The sequence below is a fragment of the Leptolyngbya sp. NK1-12 genome (assembly GCF_032598965.1).
In the GTDB taxonomy this organism is placed as follows: Bacteria; Cyanobacteriota; Cyanobacteriia; order Elainellales; family Elainellaceae; genus Elainella.
On sequence record NZ_CP053587.1, the window covers coordinates 108,913 to 130,860 of the forward strand.

Here is a 21,948-nt window from a genome sequence, read left to right on the forward strand (position 1 = left end):
GAAGACATATCACTCAATAAACTGGAGAAATTCCACCTGCGGATCGGGCAAATGGCGATACTGCTGCGCTTTGGCTTCGATCTCCTCAAGTTGGCCCAAGGCCAGACCACAGGGATAGCCATACTTCGCCTTCACCCGGTCGCTGGCAATCTGTAGGGCGGTGCGAGAGCGGTCAACGAAATCATCAAGATTGTAGGTTTGATTGGGTGTGAAGTATTGTTTGACAACCAGGGACGGTGAATAGCAGGTATCTTCGGTGCCATCACACCAGCGAATCCGAAAGCGTATCTCAGGCATGGCTCAGGAGTTTAGAATAATGGTCTAAATGCATTTTGGCAGAAGTTTGCCACGAAAACGAGGCGCAGATTTGAACGGGTGGATTAGGAATAGCATCCGGTTTTAGCACTGCCAGCATCGCCTCAGCAATCGCATCCACCGACAAGGGATCAACCCAAACCGCCTGATCTGGCAGCAGAAATTCGGTAAACGGAGCCTGATTTGGCATAACAACCGGCAGCCCAGACGCGATCGCCTCCAGCACCACCAAGCCCCAACCTTCCTTCAGCGACGGAAACACAAATCCATTCGCGCTCCGGTACAGCGTTGGCAAATCCGCATCTGGAATTACTCCCGGCAGGATCAAAGAAGAACCAACGGATACCCCTAAGCGCTCTACCTCAGCAAAGAACTGATCGCGATAGGGCTGATAGTCAAACAACGTCGCGCCACCGGCAATCACGAGTTGCGCCTCTGGATAAACGCTAAGCACCTGAGCAAAGGCTTGCAGCAGCCGGATCGAATTCTTGCGCGGTTCAATGCCGCCTACCGTCAGATAAATGGGATACCCAGTCAGGTCAAGCCGTCCCCTAAGAGCCGTTTCCGTACCGTCTGGATGCGGAGAAAAGCGCTGAAGATTAACACCATTTAGAACTCGTAGCGCATGTACATCATAACGTTTACATAACTGCTGCTGCCAATATTGACTGACACATAGGCATAAATCCGGTTCTCGAATCGATCGATCCTGACATTGCTGCAAATAAGGACTGTTGAAGTCATCAATATGGTGTATGGTGCGGATAAAGTGCGGGATACAGCGACGCTGACGTAAAATGGCCAGTGCATTGGCGCTGAGGCAGTCTTGAGCATGGTAGCAGTCGTAGGGCTGAGCGGCGAGGTGGTCATCCAAGAAATCAACGAATTCCTGAATTCGCTGCTGAATTAGCTGATCAAAATCCGTCCCTGCTGGTTTGACTGGAATCGGCAGATAGCGGCAGTGAAGCGGATAATCAAAGCCGTTGCCATCCTTGTCGAGGGCATAGACACAGACCTCCTGGCCAAGCTGATGCAGCGCCTCAGCCAATTCTAGGGTGTGGATCACACTGCCACGCGGCTTGGTGGAATAGGTAAACAAAGCGATGCGTAGTCTCATAGATCGGCCTCCGGTGGGGTTAAGCCCATCAGCGGCATTTGGGCCAAGTCCCAAAATAGCACCGATTCGGTCGTCCCGGCGGTTTGCTGCTGAAGCCAGAGCTGACGAGTCGCAGTCACCGAACCAATCGCCTCACAGACAAGCTGCTGCTGCCGGAACTGAGCTTGAACTGCCGTGACTCGATCAGGACGCACGCTGAGCAAAAACCCATAGCTAGGAAAGGCAATCAACCAGCGCTCTAACGGCACCCCCGCCGGACAGGGAATCTGATCCACCCGCAGCACGGCACCACAGCACGAGGTTTCCAACAGCATCAATAAGGTGCCCACAATGCCACCCATGCTGATATCCTTGCCAGCATCACACAGTCCCGCTTCTGCTAAAGCCGGCAAAATCGCCAAATTGCGCCGCAACTGGATCGGGTCGGCTTCAGTAGCTGCATTCCAAAACGGATAGCGGGGATGGGCTTTACCATTAAAATCCACCGCCAGCAGCAGCATATCTCCCGGCTGGGCATTAAAGCTAGAAATTAGGCGAGTCGCTCGTCCCATAATCGCCACCGACAGCGCATCATAGGGACTATGCTGATTCGTATGTCCGCCAACAATCGGCACTGCATAAGCCTGAGCTGCCGCCTGCATTCCTTGCCATAGTAAATTCGCTGTATCTGTAGATTGACTCCAGAGCGTATCCACCACCGCAATCGCTCGTCCGCCCATTGCGGCAATGTCGCTGATATTCACCATCACCGCACACCAGCCGGCAAACCAGGGTTCGGACGCCACCAACTGAGGCAAAATGCCTTCTGCCGCCAGCAATAAATAGCCTTCTCCATCGGGAATAGCCGCACAATCATCACCGAGCATCACCGGCGCATCAGCCCAACCCTGGGCGACAAGCTGAATGTCCTGTTTATGCAAAATGCCAGCAGAGTGGCGCAGGTGCTCGACAAGTTGGTGTAACACAGTAGGGAATGAACTAGATGGCAAATTTGAGCGAAGCTCCGGGGGGGAAGTGCTCCCGCTGGGTTTCGGCTGCGACCGGCGGATAGTAGACGAGGTCAGCTTGCATCAAGTGGTGAGGACAACCGCGAATTGATAATTCTTTCAAAGATTGCCAGTGCAGCCGCTGGAAAAATCGCACATTTTGCTGTTGCACGGTTGCTAAAAACTGCTGGCAGCCCCAGGTATTGGCCGTTGTTACCGCTTTGTAAATCAACCCCTTCCCAATTTGCCAGCCGCGACGGTGATCGGGATGGGTTCCCAACCGGCCTCCATACCAAACGCCCGGTTCCACTTCATAGATGCGCACTACACCGACGACCTGAGTGCTTTGCGTATGCTTTTGGGGATGATTCCGAGTATTGCTTTCATTATGATCTCGAACATTACTCAGAACTGCCACAATCGGATAGGCAACTGCATCAAACTCATCGACATCATGCTGACTAAACAATTGCTGCTCCTGAACAAAAATTAACCGCCGCAGCTCGAAGTAGGCGGTTAGTTCTTCTGGTGTGGTTGCTAGTTTGAAGTCGTATTGGCTGCTTGACATGGGGATAGAGAGGGGTGGGGAGTGGGGGGTAGGGGGTGGGGAGTGAGGGGTGGGGAGATGCGGCTCGTGAGCCTCGCCGAACGAGGGGAGATGGGGGTGGGGAATGAGTAAGGATGTGAATGATGTTCTTGCTGGATTGGTCATTTTGGGTGTTGGGCAGATCCTAGAGCGTTTTCAAAGACTTTGGTGCTGCTGCTTCAGCCTTTCGCTCCCCCTAAATCCCTAACGTCCCACACGTTATGGCTGCTTGAATTGAATTTTTGAATTGGTAATGCAACATTCATCCAACCTTACAGTCACTCCTACTCAACCGAGCCACCAGCTCTTCCCCACCTTCCCAATCTCCCCTCGTTCGGCGAGGCTCACGAGCCGCATCTCCCCCATCTCCCTCATCTCCCCGATCTGCCTCAAACACCGGCAACGCCGAACACGCTCCACACTTAGCACAGCCCGCCTTGATGTCAGCGGAAGCCATTCCGGCTCGGTTGAGTAGGGCACCAATCTGCTGATACAGGTCATACATAAACTGACTCGAGGGAGGCGCATAGTGTTGCAGGGGAGTTCCGGTAATCGGCACAAACGGCACCACAAACGGATACACACCCATCTGAATCAAGCGTTCTGCCGTTGCTACCAGCGTCGCCTGATCATCGCCCAAGCCCGCCAGCAGATAGGTGCTGACCTGTCCCCAGCCGAATACCTTAACGGCGGCTTCAAAGGCTTGAAAGTATACCGTCAGCGGCACCGTCGCCTTACCGGGCATGATCGCGGCCCGCACATCGGGATCGACTGCTTCTAGATGCATCCCCAAACTATCAACGCCCGCATCCTTCATGCGTTCAAACCAAAAGAAATCTTCTGGGGGTTCGCACTGGGCCTGAATCGGTAAGTTCACCCGCTGTTTGATCGCAGCAGCGCAATCAGCCAGATAGGCCGCGCCCCGGTCGCCAGTGTTGGGGGTGCCGGTGGTCATCACCATATGCGTGACGCCATCCAACCGCACGGCTGCCTCGGCCACCTCGGCCAACTGAAGCGGTGTTTTCCGGGCAATCGTCCGTTCTGCAGCTAGAGATTGACCAATCGCGCAAAACTGACAGGCTGTAGCCGCATCGCTGTAGCGCATACAGGTTTGAAGCACTGTGGTCGCCAACACATCGCGACTGTGCAGTAGGGCAATTTTCCAATAAGGAATTCCGTCTGCTGTTTTGAGGCTGTAAAACTTGGGCTGCTGCGGAAAGCTAATCGACGCTATCGGATCCGATTCCCAGTGCAGAACTGCCTGATTCGTCTGGGCATTGATCGTAGCGCTGTAGGGCGAACTAGCAGCGGCATCGGTGTAGATCGGCACCATTACGGTCGTTCCAGCAATCGTCACTGCCTTGTGATCCGATGGTCCAGCTCCTCCTTTGCGTCCAGAGGCCCCAGCTTCGGCATTGATAATTTTCAATCCATGAGATTGCAGCTCTGCGATTAACCGTTGCGTATTCATAGTGTGTTCACAAGTGAGTTGAGTGAATTGGGTTGAGCTATAGATTTTGTGGTTCTAGCGGCAACTCAGAGGAGATCCTGACCATCTGCGCTGATCCATTCTCCATCGCTTGCTCAGACACTTCACTCAGTACGGACCAAGGGGCCATATTGGACTTTAGCTGCAGCAGATCGGGACGGGCATAGTGGCCAACACAGTCCATCATCCGTTTGCGTTTGGTAATTAAGGAAAAATCGAGGTCGGCAATTGCCATGCCTTCGCCTTCAGTAATTGGTGTAGCCAGCAACACTCCCTCTGGACTCACAATCGTCGTGTAGCAGCCACCATTCAACACCGATCGCAATTTCGGATCCGGCGTGATTTGTTCGACCTGATCGGGCGAGAGCCAGCTTGTGGCGTTAACGACAAAACAACCGGCCTCCAGGGCGTGATGCCGAATCGTCACCTCAATCTGCTCGGTAAAAATCTGCCCTACCATCGAACCGGGAAACTGGGCGCAATGAATCTGCTCATGTTGAGCCATTAGAGCATACCGAGCTAGGGGATTGTAATGCTCCCAACAGGCCAAGGCTCCCAATTTACCAACCGCCGTATCCAGCACCTTCAATCCGGCTCCATCCCCCTGTCCCCACACCATCCGCTCATGATAGGTCGGCGTGATTTTGCGTCGCTTCAACAGCAGAGTACCGTCCGCATCAAAAACAAGTTGCGTATTATACAGCGAGCCATGATCTCGTTCATTCACGCCTAGGACTACTACCAATCCGTAGGACCGCGCAGCTCGACTCACCGCATCCGTAACAGCACTGGGAACTTCTACAGCTTCTTCGTATAAACGCATGTGTTCCTTTCCCATCAGTACAGGCGGCTGTACAAACGAGAAATAGGGGTAATAGGGAATCAACGTCTCTGGAAACACAACCAACTGCGCACCCGCCTGGGCCGCATCCGCAATGGCCTGCAACACCTTCTCGGTGGTTCCATCCCGACTAAACAGCACCGGACTGATCTGAACAGCCGCAGCCCGCACGATCGTTGGTTCAGTCATGGGTTTGTCCTGTTTGGTCAAATTTGCCATCTTAGAAAAGGGGAACGGGAGGAAGCGAAACTTTAAGAGCTAATTTGTAAACAACTGTTTTGATCCCCCTAAATCCCCCTTGCTAAGGGGGACTTGAGCATCGGAGTCGAGTTCCCCCCTTGTGAAGGGGGGCTAGGGGGGATCAAGCCATACCAACAGTTTCGGAGCTTTAGATTCACTTTATAAATTAGCTCTAAACCATCATTCCTCATTCAGCAACACTGGTTTAGCTAATTAGTGAACTGCTTGTCGTTAGCCTCTCGGCAAAACCTACCCCACGTCTATCCTCCCCCCGTTCGGCGAGGCTCACGAGCCGCATCGCCCGCATCGCCCGCATCGCCCGCATCTCCAACGCACACTCTACAGCGTCCAGGTATCCAAAATAAACGCGCCATCCTTACGGTGCATCAGAATCAGATCCAGCACATCCAGAGGATTGATCGGGCGAATGCCTGGAATCAGCGAAGGTTCACCGTGGCCGTAGAGAGCTTGGAGTGCAAATCGGCAGGCATAGACTTTTCCACCTTCCGACATGAACTTACTTAGCTGGTCATTAAAATTTTGATGACCAGGGAAAGCGGCATCACCTAGTTTGGGGAAACCACGCTGCACACCCAAGGTGACTCCTGGACCATAGAGCAAAACCGAGGTGTCAAATCCTTTGCGCAGGAGGCGAGTGGCTTGCAGTAAATTTACTAAACCAATCGATCCTTCAAAAGCAACCGTATGGAACGTCACCAATGCTTTTTCGCCTGGTTCCGCCTTGATGTCGGGAAATACCTTCTCCTCGTAATCGACAAAAAAGTCACCCGGTTGATGCACAGGAGCTGTTACTTCAGGCATAAAATTTTCCTCATTCCAAGAGTTATTCCAATCAGTTTGGAGGTGAGTTCAGCTCAACCTAGACAATAAACCTACCAGAGTCTAAACGCAATTAACAGGAGTTAACAGAAACTTTACTGCTGGCTGAGAAATGAGATTCACGGAATCGGATCGAGGCTAAGCATCGACGCTGAGCATTGTATGTGCAGCATAAAAAACAAGCCGATCAACTTCTTGTAGCCATCGCTACAGATCGCTAGAATCTGGCTTTATTGACAGAATCAGTATTCACAAATAGTAACTAATAATGCAGTTTTGGCAACATCCCCTGTTCATTTAGACAGGTAACCCTCGATCCAGCCAGCCTCGGATCACGGCCTGATAAAGAGCCTGACAGCGAGTCTGGACCTGAAGTTTGGCAATTGCGTTATTGATATGAAATTTGACCGTGCGTTCGCTAATGTGGAGCTGATCGGCAATGTCGCGATCGCGAAACCCGGCAGCCAGCAGCAGCAACATTTCCTGCTCGCGGTCTGACAAGGGCGAAGTTTGGGAGCGGGAATCTGGATACGGCAATGTCAGCAGCACTTGCAGCATTGCTTGATTGGCGGCTCCACTCAGCGTTTGCAGTGTGCCTCCCACACAGGCGCTAGCTAACCGCAATTCATCGAAAATGGCTGCGATCCAGTCCTGTAAGTTTCTAGATGCAAGCTGTTTAACCGGCAAGCTGGCGTTTGAACCAATATCTGGGATGACCATTGCATCGAGTAAAACCTGAGTTGACTCATACATCAAACGGCAATGACTGCACTGTAACTGGCTGAGCATTTCACCAGTTCGCAGCAGCAGCACATTCAGCGACATAGGCAGTAAACGCTCGGTTCCCACCAGACAGAATCGAGATTGGGATAAAAGAGTTGCTATTTGTTCTGATAAAGGTAGAACAACAACGGATGAATGGATTGGAGACTGCTGTTCTCGCTGATGTGCCAATGCACTATCGAGGGCAACTGTAACAGTCGCACACAGATATTGCAATACTTCTAGGAATTCTGGCGATAACGGTCGATGACTAAAAACAGCCAATACTCCTACAACACGATCGCCTACAGCCAGCGGATATCCGGCAAAGCCCGTAATCTGCTCAGCAATGGCCCATTCTCGATCTTTTACCCACGGTTCTTCTGCTAAATGATTGCTCAGAAATGGAATCCGATTTTGGGCAATTTTACCCACCTTATAGGCTCCCATCGCCACTCTAGAGAATGAGCCATCCGTGTGGGTATACAGTCCCGACGATGCAACCAAACGCAGAGCGGTTTGATCGGCTTCTACTAACCAGATGCGGGCAAAGGCACAGTCAAAGACGCTGATAATTTGATCGGTGACTTGTTTCGCGATCACGGTTGGGTCCAAACAGCCACTGAAGGCTTGAGCCATTTGACTCACCTGTTGGAGATCCATCAGCAAGCGCAGCGAGTTGGAAGATGCAGAACCGTTGAATGCCATTGCTGTTACTAAGTGCTGTTGCCAGTTGCTATTACCAGACATGCTACCTTTATACAGAATAGGCTGCCTGCTTTCATATCTGTATCCGCCATCACTGGATAAGTTAGATGGATAAGTTAGATAAGGCGATGGGCAGGTAATGACTGCTTGACAGCTCGGCGTTGCTGAATGGTGATACAAAACCACGAGCAAGATGATCACACTATTAGGCAACGATCCAGTGGGAGCAGTTCGCTCACATTCCTCATCAGGAGATCATTTGCCGATTCAGCAATGCTACGGCGACTCCTGCGCAGCCTCCCACAGGGTAGGCACAGCTACATAGACAGAGTACGGGCTTATTAGCTAACCGTTGCTGAGCGAAGATCAGAGGATTTATTTGCAGCTGAACCGCAACTAAACTGCAATCAAATTAACAACACTTCAAAATTGATTGCAAAACATGACAAATTGCTTGGCCCATTAACAGGAAGCTAGAATAAATTTCTATGCTGATGATGTCTCGATAGACTGGGCTGTCAGGTGATACTACGATTAACCCTTCCGTGAACAGACAGCCATGAAAATTCTGATCATCGAAGATGATAAGTTGACCACCGAAGCGTTGGTTGCCACCCTGAGTAACCAGAACTATACCGTTGAAGTAGCCACCGATGGAGAAGCCGGGTGGAACTTGGCAGAAGCCTTTACCTATGACCTGATCTTACTGGATGTATCACTTCCTAAGCTCGATGGCATCAGCCTCTGCCAACAGTTGCGCTCCCACGGTTATCAGATGCCAATCCTGCTGTTAACGGCCCGCAGCAGCAGTCACGATAAAGCGATTGGGCTAGATGCAGGGGCCGATGACTATGTGGTCAAACCCTTTGATCCGGAAGAGTTAACGGCCCGGATTCGAGCTTTACTGCGGCGCAACCAGACAGCAGTTCAGGCCGTGTTGGAGTGGGGGGAACTACGCCTGAATCCGGAAAGCTGTGAAGTCATCTATGGGACACAGCCGGTGCCTCTAACGGCGAAGGAATACGCCTTACTGGAATTGTTCTTGCGCCACAGTCGGCGCGTATTTAGCTGTGGAGCGATTCTGGAAAACCTCTGGTCGTTTACCGAAATTCCCAGCGATGAGGCGGTGAGAACCCATATCAAAGGATTGCGGCAAAAGCTGAAGGCGGTCGGTGCTCCAGCAGATTTGATCGAGACGGTTTATGGGATTGGCTATCGCCTCAAGCCGCTAACCGAAGCAAACGCAGTCAATGCAGCCAATTCCAAACCCAAGCAGCATTCCCAACAGCCTACATCCCATCTGACTGATTCGTCTGACCAGCAGCCCCTCACGAGTGCAGAACAAATCGGGCAGCAAACTCAAGCCGCGATCGCCATAGTGTGGCAGAAATACCAACCGCGCGTGAACGAACAGGTAGATGTATTGGAACAGGCAGTGACAGCCTTACAGAATCAAACCTTGAATCCGGAATTACGGCAGCAGGCGGAACACGAGGCCCACTCCCTGGCTGGTTCGCTTGGCACTTTTGGCTATGCTCAAGCGTCCCAACTAGCCCGCATGATTGAGCAACAGTTGCGAGAGATTGAACAACTCAGAGCTGACCAAATTCCCCAACTGCAACAGCAAATCGTAGCCTTGCGGCAGGAAATTGCCGGAACGAATCAGAGTGCTGCTGCTCGTGAAGCTGCCTCGATTCAATCTGCCGCAATTCAACCCATATCGCCCCCCGTTTCACTCAACCAGCCCTTACTGCTGATCATCGATTCTGACCGCTCAGCCGCTGAGCCAATCCTGGCAGAAGCGCCAAATTGGGGACTGCGGACCGCACTAGCCACCAATCTGACAATGGCTAAACGCCTGATGCAGCAACAGCCACCCCAGGCCATCTTGCTCGACCTGGCGGCTTCCAAACGCATTACCGATAGTTTTAATTTGTTGAGTAAACTCCAGCAGCAATGGCCTGCTGTCCCCGTGCTGGTGTGGACTGCTCAAGCCGATCTATCCCATCGTTTAGAAGTAGCGCGACTAGGAGGACGCAGCTTTCTGCAAAAACCACTGCTTCCAGCACAGGTACTAAAAGAGGTGACGCGCCTACTGCATCAGACCGACCCAGTCGATGCCACCATCCTGGTCGTGGATGATGACCCGCAGCTTTTGGCAGCAGTCAGGACGTTGCTACAACCCTGGGGACTGCACATCACGACGCTAGGTAAACCTGATCAGTTCTGGCAAACCCTGGAAGCAGCCACACCAGACCTGTTGGTTCTCGATATCAAAATGCCGAGTATCAGTGGTATTGAGTTATGTCAGGTGGTGCGAAACGACCTGCGCTGGAGTGGATTGCCAATCGTGGTATTAACGGCCTACACCGATGCCGATACAATCAATCAGGTGTTTGCTGCCGGTGCCGATGACTTTATCAGCAAACCGATTGTGGGGCCAGAACTGGTAAGCCGCATCCTCAATCGCCTAGAGCGAAGCAAACTCCTAAAAAATCTAGTGACGCTGCATCAGCAGGATGTAGCCGAGTGCCAACGAGCTAATCTGTCGGATCAACGATCGGTCACTGCCCTGCGCAAAGTCAAAGATGAGTTGGAGATGCGAGTAGCCGAACGAACGGCTGAGTTGGTCAGCGTCAACGAACGGTTGCGCTCTGAACTGAAGGAACGCCAGCAGATCGAAGCAGCTCTGCGAATTTCTCAAGCTCGCTTTGCCGGAATCCTCGATATTGCCGATGATGCGGTAATTTCGGTTGATAGTCAGCAAACTATTACATTGTTCAATCAAGGTGCAGAAAAAATCTTTGGCTACACTGCAGACGAAGCGATTGGCCAACCCCTCGATCTGTTGTTGCCAGTTCGTTTCACCGATCTACATCGCCGCCATGTTGAAGAGTTTGGCGCATCTGATGGTGGAGCACGCCGGATGGGCGAACGCCGTGAGATTTTGGGCCGCCGCAAGAATGGCGAAGAGTTCCCAGCAGAGGCATCAATTTCTAAACTGCAATTACAAGGAGAAACGATCTTCACGGTGATTTTGCGAGATACGAGCGATCGCAAAGTCGTTGAACGCATGAAGGATGAATTTATTTCCATCGTTAGCCATGAACTGCGCACCCCTCTAACCTCAATTCACGGCTCCTTAGGAATGCTGGCTAGCGGCCTACTAGATGCCGAACCCGAAACCGGAAAACGCCTGCTCGAAATTGCCGTCGATAGCACCGAACGCCTGATTCGCCTAATCAACGATGTCCTGGATGTGGAACGAATTGAATCGGGCAAAATCACGATGGTGAAACAAACCTGCAATGTAGCTGAACTGATGACCAACGCCACCAATGTGATGCAGGCTATGGCCGAGAAATTTGGAGTCACGTTATCGGTCACGCCACTAGAGGCAACCGTCTGGGCCGATGGCGATCGAGTCATTCAAACCCTGACCAACCTATTGAGCAACGCCATTAAATTTTCACCGCGAGGTGGCACAGTCTGGTTGAGGGCGGAGGGACGAGGAGGTGGGGAAGGTGGGGAAGATAGGGAAGATGGGGAAGATGGGGAAGATGGGGAAGATGGGAAAACCGGATTTTGCCAGTGTGAGTATCCTATGCAAACGCTGTTGAAGTCTTCCCAACACCTTACACAAACACCTCCCTCATCTCCCTCATCTCCCTCATCTCCCTCATCTCCCTCATCTCCCTCATCTCCCTCATCTCCCTCATCTCCCCCACCTCCCTCATCTCCCTCATCTCCCTCATCTCCCTCATCTCCCTCATCTCCCTCATCTCCCCCACCTTCCCCCACTCCCTACATCCTCTTCACGGTCCAAGACCAAGGGCGTGGTATCCCAGTGGATAAACTGGAAACTATTTTTGAACGGTTTCAGCAGGTGGATGCTTCTGATTCACGCAATCACGATGGTACCGGGCTGGGCTTGGCCATCTGCCGCAACATCGTCCAGCAGCATGGAGGCCGGATTTGGGTCGAGAGCCGTCTGGGAGAAGGAAGCACATTTTACTTCACCTTACCCACAGCAGACGTGCAGCAGTGAAAGCCTCAACGACTCATCAATCCAAAATTCAAAATCTAAAATTCAAAAATGGTATGACCAGACGCATTCTAATTATCGACAACGAACAATACATTCAAGAAGTAACGCAAATTTGTCTCCGCACAACTGCCGGTTGGCAAGTATTAACTGCGAGTTCCGGACAGGAAGGAATTGAAAAAGCTACCGCAGAGCAGCCCGATGCGATCTTGCTCGATGTGATGATGCCCGATATGGACGGACTCACCACCTTTCAACACCTCCAGGAGAATACCACAACTCGCCAGATTCCGGTGATCTTGCTGACGGCAAAAGTGCAGGCATCGGATCGGCGTCGCTACGATGAATTAGGCGTGAAGGGAGCAATCGCCAAACCCTTTGACCCACTTCAGTTAGCTAATCAGATTGCCTCCACCCTAGGATGGAGTAACTAGGGCGTGTTTTAAAAGTCTTTAGTGCTGTTGCTCCAGCCTTTCGATCCCCCTAAATCCTCCTAAATCCCCCTAAACCCCTACGGGGATGCGCCTTCGGCGTAGATCAAGGAGGACTTCGAGCCGCGCTTGGTATGGGCTGCGCCCAGGCTTCGCCTACGGTTGTTCCCCCTTTTTAAGGGGGTTAGGGGGATCAGATCAGGGCTTTAAAACACACCCTAGTTTCTAGCAGCTTCACAAGTTTCTCAAATTGTTGGCTTACTCTGAGAGTAAATAATGCAAGATGCAACGATGGCTGACTTGGAGGTGTCCGATGGAGACAGTCAGGATGATCACAAATGAGCTTGCGATTGCAGGACCCCTCACCTTCCAGCAATTCCATCAGCTTGCCAAAGATGGTTTCAAGGCGATTTTGAATCTGCGATCGCTAGATACCTACCTGCTGATCAACGAGCAACAGCATGTGACCAGTTTAGGATTGCACTATATCAATATACCAATCGATTGTTTAACCATGACGCCTGAAACCGCAGGCAGTGTGCTCAAGCAAATCGATCAGCTACCTAAGCCCACGCTGGTGTATTGCAACAATGCCATGTTAGCCGCCGCAATGGTGCTGATGCATATTTCAACTCACCAGGGGGAAACCTTGCCCCAAGCTTTTCAACGAGCTGAAAACATGGGGCTATTTCAGGTATCTGCCGAAGCGGCAATTTGATAGCAAGTCCCACAGCCTCCGCACACAAGCGATCGCCTATCTGAAAGCTTTTACAAGGGAGAACTGGGACTCACTGTTCTACTTGCATCTTTAGCGCCCGATTCATCTCTTCAAAACCTTGCCTTGTTCGCCTGCTTAAGCTGCTCCACAAAAAAGGGACCAGCAGACCAGAGAACACTTCACGCTGGATAAATCGAGTGCGATTATCCCCAAGTGGCTCAATCTGGAATTGATGCTCTCCATCAAAAATGCCAGGTAACAGGAATCGCCCCAGCCAACGCAGTTCACATCCTGGTTTCAGAGTCAAGATAACCGGACGGAAAAGCATTCCGCTCCCACCGGGTGGTTGAATGAACACCTCAAGTTTTTCACCTTGCTTTGCTTCTCCACGAACGGAACGGATAAAAGGATTCCATTGACTGTAGCGGCCAAAGTCGATTAACACCTGCCATACAGTTTCTGTTGATGCATTAATCTCAATGTGGGTATCAAGCGCTTTTGCCATGATTGCCCCCCTGATAGACCACAAACTACCCATCTATCTTACTAAATACATTGCTTCTCAAAAAAATGCGAAAATATTCATCGGCTCTGTAATTGGAAATAGGAGTCAGAATTCTACTTGAGTTCTGACTCCTGACTCCTGACTCCTGCTGAATCATCAATCAAGCTGCCAAACCGTCAACCGATAGGCAGAAATTCTGCCTCCTGGCTCCCGGCTCCTGACTCCTCAGTCCAATAGTAAGTCGCTGATTCCAATCGACAGCCTAAATAGGCCAGCGTATAGAGTTCCTTCAGGTCTTGAATCAGCGGGTAGCGGGGATTGGCACCCGTACACTGGTCATCAAACGCCTGTTCAGCCATGTGTTCGACTTTACTGTAGAAGGCTTGAGCATCGTCGGGCAGGGTTTCTTTGATTGTGCCAGGGATATCGAGCTGTTGTTTTAGCGCTTCGATGGCTTCCACCAGTCGCTCTACTTTTGCTTCAGGAGTGTCGCCGCCCAGCTTCAGATAATCAGCAATTTGGGCATAGCGTTCCTTGGCGTGGGGATATTTGTATTGCGGGAAGATGGCTTGTTTGAAGGGCACATCAGTAGCGTTATAGCGAATCACATGGGAAATCATTAGTGCATTCGCTAAGCCATGCGGTACATGAAAGGTAGAACCTAGTTTATGGGCCATTGAATGACATACACCTAGGAATGCATTAGCAAAGGCCATACCGGCAATCGTGGCGGCATAGTGAACTTTTTCGCGGGCTTCCGGATCGTTGGCTCCCTGATGATAGGCACGCGGCAGATACTGAAAGAGCAGTCCGATTGCTTCTAGGGCCAATCCTTCGGTGAATTCGGTCGCTAACACCGAAACATAGGATTCCAAGGCATGGGTCAAAGCGTCGATGCCACCGTAGGCAGTCAACTTCTTGGGCATATGCAGCACCAATTCTGGATCGACAATTGCCATGTTGGGCGTCAAGGCATAGTCAGCTAAGGGATATTTAATTCCAGCTCGGTCATCGGTGACGACAGCAAAAGGCGTGACTTCAGAACCAGTTCCTGAGGTTGTAGGAATCGCAACCATAATTGCTTTCTGCCCCAGCGGCGGCAGTTCATAGACCCGCTTGCGAATGTCCATGAATCGAGTTGCTAAGCCCTCAAACTCGACCTCTGGATGCTCATACATCAACCACATGACTTTGGCCGCATCCATCGGAGAACCGCCGCCAATCGCGATAATTACATCCGGCTGATAGCTCTTGAGCAACTCCAGACCTTTGTTGACGTTCGAAAGGGTTGGATCGGGTTCCACCTCGTGGAAGACATCGTGCTTGATGCCCATCTCATCTAGTACGGTTGTGACCTTGTTCACCAGACCCAGATCAAACAACGGCTGATCTGTGACGATAAAGGCTCGCTGTTTGCCTACTAAGTCACGCAGCGCTACCGGCAGGCAGCCATACTTGAAGTAGATTTTGGGCGGAACGCGGAACCACAGCATGTTTTCTCGCCGTTCAGACACAGTTTTGATATTCAGGAGATGATGCGGTGTAACGTTCTCAGATACGGTATTACCGCCCCAAGTACCACAGCCCAGCGTCAGGGATGGATCAAGCTTGAAGTTGTATAGATCTCCAATCGCACCTTGGGAGGAGGGCGTGTTGATCAACACCCGTGCCGTTTTAACTGCGTGCTTAAAGTAGGCAATGTCATCCAGATGAGCCGGATCAATATACAAAACCGCAGTATGCCCTTGGCCACCAAATGCCACTAGCTGTCCCGCTTTCTCGACCGCATCGTGAAACTGACTAGCACGGTACATGGCCAAAACCGGCGACAGCTTCTCGTAGGAAAACGGTTCGTTAGGACCAATCTGCTCAACTTCAGCAATCAACACCTTCGGCAACGTACAGGGCAAGGGATTCAGCCGCTCGCCGGTTTGGCGCTGCTGACCCTGATCTTCCAGACAGACTAAACCAATGCCCGCTAACTGAGCAATCTTTGCCACCGACTGTCCCACAATCGCCGGATTTAGATGCCCGTTCTGCAACAACACCTGCCCCACTTGAGTCTGCTCATCGGGCGATAGGAAATAGGCTCCCCGTGCTATAAATTCTTGCTTCACCTGCTCATAAACAGCATCCACCACAATCACCGATTGCTCCGAAGCGCAGATCATGCCGTTGTCAAAGGTCTTACTCAGCAAAATCGAGCTGACTGCGGTTTGAATGTCTGCCGTGGCATCGATTACGGCTGGGGTATTGCCAGCCCCCACTCCCAGTGAAGGATGCCCAGAGGAGTACGCGGCCTTCACCATGCCCGGTCCACCCGTAGCCAAAATCAGCTTGATATCGGGATGCTGCATCAACGCCTGCGACAGTTCAACCGTGGGTTCATCGATCCAACCAATCAAATGATCTGGAGCACCGGCTGCAACGGCAGCGTCCAGGACAATTTTGGCAGCAGCAGCCGTGGATTGTTTAGCGCGGGGGTGGGGAGAAAAGATAATCGCGTTGCGGGTTTTGAGCGTGATCAGTGCTTTGAACACTGTGGTTGAGGTAGGATTAGTAACTGGTACAATGCCGGCAATCACGCCAACGGGTTCAGCAATTTTCTGAATTCCGTAGGTTTTGTCATCCTCAATCACGCCGCAAGTTTTTTCCTGTTTGTATTTGTTGTAAATGTATTCAGACGCAAAGTGATTTTTGATGACCTTATCTTCAACCACTCCCATTCCCGTTTCTTCAACTGCTAATTTGGCTAAGGGAATTCGGGCCGCATTGGCGGCCAGAGCCGCTTGCTTGAAGATGGCATCGACTTGCGTCTGTGAATAGGTAGCATAGACTTCCTGAGCGGCTTTGGCTTGCTGAATCAGCGTTTCCAGTTCTTGCAGGTTGGTAATTCTCATCGTTAGCTACTCCAGGTTGGGTGATGAAATTAAAGAAAAATTGCTACAGCTGATCGCGGCAATCAAGCGGCAATCACATCGAAACAAGCTAGACAACCTTGATGCCGCGTTTGCGGAAAATGGCTTGGGCTGCCTGTATCTGTTTTGAAGTGGGAGGTTGGGTATCGTTGAGCTGATACTCGTAGCCCAGCTCTTCCCATTTGTATTCGCCTAGCTTGTGAAACGGTAGAACTTCTACTTTTTCCACATTGCTCAGCGTCGCCACAAAGTCTGCTAATTCGGCGATATTGTGAGGAGCATCGGTTAAACCAGGCACGAGGACAAACCGAATCCAGGTGGGCTTACGGATATCGCTGAGGTAGCGGGCCATTGCTAAGGTCGGCTCTAGCGATACCCCCGTGACGTGCTGATAGATTTCAGGATCAAAGGATTTGATATCGAGCAAGACCAGATCAACCTGGTCAATCACGGGTAGAGCTAACTGCAAATCACAGTAACCAGAGGTATCTAGAGCGGTATGCATGCCCAACCCGTGACAGCGCCGAAAGATTTCCGCAACAAAATGCGGTTGATACAGTGGTTCTCCACCACTCACCGTGACTCCACCTCCAGACGCCTTCATATAGGTACTATATTTCTGAATTTCTTCGATCAGTTCGTCCACGCTAACTTTCCGCCCATTTTCCATATAGCGACAATCTGGATTAGAGCAATACAGACAGCGCAACGGGCAGCCTGCCGTAAAGACGACAAACCGAATGCCAGGGCCATCGACTGTGCCACAGGTTTCAATGGAATGAATATACCCTTGAACCGTTGCGGAGTGGGGAGCGTGGGCTGTTGAGACTTGCATGATCACCGCCTTTTGCCTTGATGAAACTGGTCTGACTCGACCTCACCTTTGGTTATAGGCAAAGAATTTGGGGAACTTGTGAAGCAGATTCTCAAATGTCAGAACTGATTGACAAATAACCCGGAAGGGTACTTGAAAAAATAACCCTCGTGGGTACTTTCAGAGGCCCATTACAGCTTCTAAGATCAAGAAAACGTCATTTAAATAGATTAATTAGAAGTCAGCTTGAGCATTAGCTCAAGTATTAGCTCAATCATTAACTCAACTATTATTCTAACCAAACAGTTCACTATCACCGTGAACGAGGTGAATAAATATGCTAACTCATCAAAGCCTATATGAATTTTGGCATCGTTCTCAAAGCTTATGGTCTTGTAAATTAGCGCAAGTATCAGTAGACTTCCTGAGCGCATCTGAATTAGCGGAGATACAGCAGCTCCATCAGCTTCAGCAGGTCGAATTTGGGGTTCATTTGAGCTGGAAATACCTTACCAGAGCGGGATCAGGTCAGATGAGCTGGTGTGTTGATGCTAATCATATCGGCGCTGTTTTTACCGACAAGGGTTTATTAGAACAGAGCTTGCCGCAAGTTTATCAATACCAAATGCTGGATGAAAATACATTAATCATGTCAGTAGATAAATACGAAGAAACAATTCGGCTAGAATCCGATTGCCGTCGCCTGCGCGAACATCGCTATGATGGCAAACTAATTCGGCGCGTTTGGGAACACAAAGATGAAGCGCTAGTGGCTTAACTAAAACGCGATCCTTTGGCAAGATCAGGACGACCCACACATGGCTTCTGGAATGTCGGTTGTCGAACTCTATGTTGATGATCAATGTTGATGATCAGCACGCGAATGTGGTGGGGTGAAACCAGGCAAAGACCAAATCAGGGTTATATCCACAAGTAATACCATTTCCCTTGAATCGGGCTACAGATTACCCCATTCAACAGGTTGCGTTATCCAGCTTTCGTAATTCAAAACTCGGTTCGGCTGACTCACCGGAAGCCAAAACTCAAAACTAAGAATTGGTATCAGTAGGTGGGCGCGATGATTGAGAAGACGCATTTCGACTCCGCTCAATGCGCAACGTTTCGGGAAGCAGAGGGTTGAGCGGAGTCGAGACCCGACATTGTGGAGCGAAGATTAATTTAGCCTACCTACTTATTTTTCAAATTCTAATTGGAATTTGATTGTGCTTTTTTCTACTCTGAACCATTCATTTGAGCAACAATTCATTAGACTAAAGAAGACCCTTTTTACAGTTGCTGAAATTTTATCTGCTGCAATTATTTTCATGTCATTCTTAGAATCCGTTTGAGATCCCCCTAAATCCCCCATTCTGGGGGACTTTCCCGAACCGTTGCTATTCAAAGTCCCCCACTGGTGGAGAATTTGAGGGGCGGATCCCGACGACAAGCTCCTTTTCAAACAGCTCTTAGGAGGAACTCTCCTTAGATTTGATGCCAAGAAGAGAGCCAGCGGATAGGTGTCAGCATCAGCCAAAATTATGAGTAGTGAGCAGCAGTTTAGACAGTATATCGACACCATCCGGCAGCAGATTGCTTCCAAGAGCAAACTAGCAGACCACTGGGAGAAACTAGCAGCAGCAGTGGAGGAATTGGAGCTGACCTATGAGGAAATGCAGACCCAGCTAGAAGCCGCTGAGGTCATCGAGGAACGCCTCGTTGAGCAGAATCAGCAGATCTGTGACAAATACCAGTACTTTTACAATCTATTTCAGTTCGCGCCAATTCCCTATTTAGTCACCGATGCCAATGGCTTAATTCTGGAAGCCAACCAGGCAATTGCCGACTTGCTGCATGTGCCTCAACCCTATCTCGCCGGTAAACCCCTAGTCCTGTATGTAGCGGAGGCAGATCGATCTGCCTTTCGCAGTTGTTTAAATCGGCTCTCTTCCAGTACCCCGCACAGTGACGCCTACAACAGCGACAACAGCAACAACAGCAACAACAGCGACAGCAGCGACAACCCAATCTGGCAGATTACCCTCCGTCCCCGTCGGGGTGAACCCATTCGGGCCGAGGTTACTGTCGTCGTTAACCGCGATGGCACTGGCTCGATTCAAACGCTCCAGATTGGGGTCTACACCTTCAGCCAGTCTCAGCCGCTTGCTGCTCCAGCCGTTGTATCCCAGCCGCTAGCCGTTGCAGGAGTCACCGCGCCCTCCTTACCTCAAGCCCTCGATGGATTACAGGTGCTGATTGTGGATGATGAAGCCGATGCTCGTGAGTTCATTACTGCGGTGCTAGAGTCCCATGGCGTTCGCGTCACCGCCGTGGCCACTGCTGCCGCCGCATTAGAAGTACTGGAACACTGCCGCCCCGATGTATTGGTGAGCGACATTCGCATGCCCGATGAAGATGGGTATAGCTTGATTCGCAAAGTTCGGGCGCTAGAAGCTCAAACCGGATGGCATATTTCCGCCGCTGCCCTGACTGCCTATCTAGCCGAGGACCGAGAAAAAGCCCTGACTGCTGGCTTTGAAGCCCATTTGCATAAGCTGGCCCAACCCACCGAATTGATTGAGATGGTGGCTCGATTGGCAGAGCAGAGCAGAGCAGAGCAGAGCAGAGCAGAGCAGAGCAGAGCAGAGCAGAGCAGAGAATGAGTTTTCGCTCCTCTCTCCAGGCTTTCCTCCTTAATGACAATTCAAATAACAATTCATAAATCCTGCTCAACGTGATTTTGATGCTTCAGTGCAGGGGAAAAGCGCAGCAAAAAAGCGCAGGAGAAAATAACGCCATGCTAGGACAACCTGAAACCGTCACTTTGAATGACATTCTAATTACAGCGGAGCTATGGCAACGTGTTCCTCGTCAACCGAACTGGCAGGCAGAAGCCCAGGCGATGCAAACCTTGGCCCGACAGATGGCCGCTAATGCAACAACGCTGCTGCAAACGCTGGTGGATTTAGCAGTCGAGCTTTGTCAGGCTGGAACTGCTGGAATCAGTTTGCTGGAGAGTGGCGAGACGGAAGCAGGCTTGTTGCGGTGGGCTGTATTAGCTGGAACTCTGGCGCACCATGTTGGTGATACCACACTGCGCAGCTTTAGCCCCTGCGGAGCTTGTCTAGACCACGGTACGCCGCAGCTTTTTTCCTATCCCGAACGGCATTTCACTTACCTCCAGGCAGCCCACACTCCGATTGTCGAAGGGTTGGTGTTGCCTCTGGTTGCCGATGGTCAGACGCTCGGCACGATCTGGGTTCTGTCGCACGATGAGCAGCGACATTTTGACTTAGAAGACATGCGGATCATAACGAGTTTGGCAGACTTTGCGGTGGCTGCCCGACTTCTAGATCAGCAACAGACCCAGGAGCGGTCGATTCCCACCGGGCTTGTCCATCTTCCTCCTGAACAAATTGGCTCATCTCAAACCTTGCCCTCAACGGCAATCGGCGCAAGTGCCTATGTAGAGGAAGTAGTGGGATGGCTGCCGCAAGAGGGTGGGCGAGTAGATGAGGGGACGAGTAGGCGAGTAGGCGGGCGCTCAGTCACCCAGCGACCCAAAATTCTTCTGGTAGATGACAACCCAGATATGCGCAGCTACCTAAAGCGGCTATTGAGTCAACAATGGCAGGTGGAAACCGCCGCGAATGGAGCGATCGCCCTGACTCAAATCCAGCAGAATCCGCCTGATTTGGTGCTCACCGATGTGATGATGCCAGAAATGGACGGGTTGCAATTGCTGCAAGCGCTTCGGGCAAACCCTCAAACCAGAGGCATCTCCATCATGTTGCTATCAGCACGAGCCGGAGAAGAAGCCATGATCGAAGGATTGGCAGCAGGGGCAGATGACTACTTGATCAAACCCTTTACGGTGCGGGAATTGCTGGCTCGGGTTGAAACCCATTTGCAATTGACACGGCTGCGGCAAGAACAATCTGCAACCCGTTTCAAGGATGAGTTTCTCCTGACGGTCACCCATGAATTGCAAGCTCCGCTGACAGCGATTCTGGGATGGGCACGGTTACTGCAAACCCAGTCGTTTGATACAGCCACAACGATACGGGCACTCGCTACCATCGAGCGCAATGCCACGATTGAAGCCAAATTGATAAAAGATCTGCTGGATCTTTCCAGCCTGCTCTCGCACAAGGTGCAATTGAAGTCGCAGCTCGTCGATGTGGTCGCGCTGGTAAAAGCTGTTGTACCCCCATTCCGTGAGGTAGCTGAGGCAAAAGAGATTCAATTCATCGATACCCTATCGGGTTTTGCCCAGCAGACTATTGTTGCAAATGGCGATCGTTTCAAACAAATCATTGCCCATCTGCTAGAAAATGCCATCAAATTTACGCCTAAAGGAGGAGAAGTCGCGATTTACCTGCAATGCCTTGATGCTGCAATTGAAATTCAAATCCGCGATACAGGAATTGGTATTAGTCCTGAGTTTCTTCCCTATGTCTTCGAGCGCTTCAGTCAAGCAGAGGTACCCAGCCGCTATTCGCCAGGAGGGGTAGGCATCGGCTTGGCGATTGCTCGACTCCTGGTGGAATTACACCACGGTACGATCGAGGTAGTGAGTGAAGGAGAAGGGCAAGGAACAACGTTTATTGTTCAGTTGCCGTTGGTGCAATAGGGC

Annotated in this window: 17 protein-coding genes; 6 read left to right on the top strand and 11 right to left on the bottom strand. The window is 51.0% G+C overall.

From position 1 onward, the window contains the following. Positions 1-9 precede the first annotated feature (9 nt). From HJG54_RS28985 to HJG54_RS29020, 8 genes are all read right to left on the bottom strand, one after another. Entirely contained in the window at positions 10-297 is a 288-nt protein-coding gene (locus tag HJG54_RS28985; RefSeq protein WP_316436543.1) for an MSMEG_0570 family nitrogen starvation response protein, read from the bottom strand. Next, on the bottom strand, positions 290-1,432 hold the full coding sequence (locus tag HJG54_RS28990) for an MSMEG_0565 family glycosyltransferase (protein ID WP_316436545.1): 1,143 nt from the start codon (positions 1,430-1,432) through the stop codon (positions 290-292). The genes HJG54_RS28985 and HJG54_RS28990 overlap by 8 nt, the downstream gene beginning before the upstream one ends. After that, positions 1,429-2,397, bottom strand: a complete 969-nt coding sequence (locus HJG54_RS28995; RefSeq protein ID WP_316436547.1) for a sll0787 family AIR synthase-like protein — start codon at positions 2,395-2,397, stop codon at positions 1,429-1,431. Before HJG54_RS28995 ends, HJG54_RS28990 begins: the two co-directional genes overlap by 4 nt. A gap of 13 nt (positions 2,398-2,410) precedes the next feature. Next, positions 2,411-2,986 (bottom strand): MSMEG_0567/Sll0786 family nitrogen starvation N-acetyltransferase, encoded by a 576-nt coding sequence (locus HJG54_RS29000; RefSeq protein WP_316436549.1) that lies wholly within the window; start codon positions 2,984-2,986, stop codon positions 2,411-2,413. A gap of 280 nt (positions 2,987-3,266) precedes the next feature. After that, on the bottom strand, positions 3,267-4,475 hold the full coding sequence (locus tag HJG54_RS29005; RefSeq protein WP_316436550.1) for an MSMEG_0568 family radical SAM protein: 1,209 nt from the start codon (positions 4,473-4,475) through the stop codon (positions 3,267-3,269). A gap of 37 nt (positions 4,476-4,512) precedes the next feature. Next, the gene (locus tag HJG54_RS29010; protein WP_316436551.1) at positions 4,513-5,523 is read right to left on the bottom strand and encodes a Nit6803 family nitrilase; all 1,011 of its coding nucleotides are present in this window, start codon (positions 5,521-5,523) and stop codon (positions 4,513-4,515) included. 390 nt (positions 5,524-5,913) lie between these two features. Further along, complete coding sequence (locus HJG54_RS29015) at positions 5,914-6,396, bottom strand: MSMEG_0572/Sll0783 family nitrogen starvation response protein (protein WP_036009971.1); 483 nt, start codon at positions 6,394-6,396, stop codon at positions 5,914-5,916. 315 nt (positions 6,397-6,711) lie between these two features. Continuing rightward, positions 6,712-7,926, bottom strand: a complete 1,215-nt coding sequence (locus HJG54_RS29020) for a LuxR C-terminal-related transcriptional regulator (RefSeq protein ID WP_316436554.1) — start codon at positions 7,924-7,926, stop codon at positions 6,712-6,714. A gap of 517 nt (positions 7,927-8,443) precedes the next feature. On the opposite strand from HJG54_RS29020, the gene HJG54_RS29025 reads away from it, so the two are divergent. The 3 genes from HJG54_RS29025 to HJG54_RS29035 all read left to right on the top strand — a co-directional run bounded on the left by HJG54_RS29025 (position 8,444) and on the right by HJG54_RS29035 (position 13,078). Further along, positions 8,444-11,932 carry a response regulator gene (locus tag HJG54_RS29025; RefSeq protein WP_316436555.1) on the top strand — a complete coding sequence of 1,163 codons (3,489 nt, stop codon included), beginning with the start codon at positions 8,444-8,446 and terminating at the stop codon, positions 11,930-11,932. 53 nt (positions 11,933-11,985) lie between these two features. After that, on the top strand, positions 11,986-12,363 hold the full coding sequence (locus HJG54_RS29030; protein ID WP_316436556.1) for a response regulator: 378 nt from the start codon (positions 11,986-11,988) through the stop codon (positions 12,361-12,363). A 325-nt stretch (positions 12,364-12,688) separates the two neighbouring features. Next, a complete protein-coding gene (locus HJG54_RS29035) occupies positions 12,689-13,078 on the top strand; it encodes a beta-lactamase hydrolase domain-containing protein (RefSeq protein ID WP_316436557.1) in 390 nt (129 codons plus the stop codon). A gap of 70 nt (positions 13,079-13,148) precedes the next feature. On the opposite strand, the gene HJG54_RS29040 is transcribed toward HJG54_RS29035, so the two are convergent. From HJG54_RS29040 to pflA, 3 genes are all read right to left on the bottom strand, one after another. Further along, the gene (locus HJG54_RS29040; protein WP_316436558.1) at positions 13,149-13,583 is read right to left on the bottom strand and encodes an SRPBCC domain-containing protein; all 435 of its coding nucleotides are present in this window, start codon (positions 13,581-13,583) and stop codon (positions 13,149-13,151) included. 176 nt (positions 13,584-13,759) lie between these two features. Next, a complete protein-coding gene (gene adhE / locus HJG54_RS29045; protein WP_316436559.1) occupies positions 13,760-16,483 on the bottom strand; it encodes a bifunctional acetaldehyde-CoA/alcohol dehydrogenase in 2,724 nt (907 codons plus the stop codon). An 88-nt stretch (positions 16,484-16,571) separates the two neighbouring features. Next, a complete protein-coding gene (gene pflA, locus HJG54_RS29050; RefSeq protein ID WP_316436560.1) occupies positions 16,572-17,336 on the bottom strand; it encodes a pyruvate formate-lyase-activating protein in 765 nt (254 codons plus the stop codon). 511 nt (positions 17,337-17,847) lie between these two features. Here pflA and HJG54_RS29055 point away from each other — a divergent pair. The 3 genes from HJG54_RS29055 to HJG54_RS29065 all read left to right on the top strand — a co-directional run bounded on the left by HJG54_RS29055 (position 17,848) and on the right by HJG54_RS29065 (position 21,945). Next, on the top strand, positions 17,848-18,093 hold the full coding sequence (locus tag HJG54_RS29055; protein WP_316436561.1) for a hypothetical protein: 246 nt from the start codon (positions 17,848-17,850) through the stop codon (positions 18,091-18,093). A 760-nt stretch (positions 18,094-18,853) separates the two neighbouring features. Next, on the top strand, positions 18,854-19,975 hold the full coding sequence (locus HJG54_RS29060; RefSeq protein WP_316436563.1) for a response regulator: 1,122 nt from the start codon (positions 18,854-18,856) through the stop codon (positions 19,973-19,975). Positions 19,976-20,109: 134 nt separating this feature from the next. After that, positions 20,110-21,945: a response regulator gene (locus HJG54_RS29065; RefSeq protein WP_316436564.1), complete on the top strand. Its 1,836-nt coding sequence runs from the start codon at positions 20,110-20,112 to the stop codon at positions 21,943-21,945. The last annotated feature ends 3 nt before the right edge of the window (positions 21,946-21,948 follow it).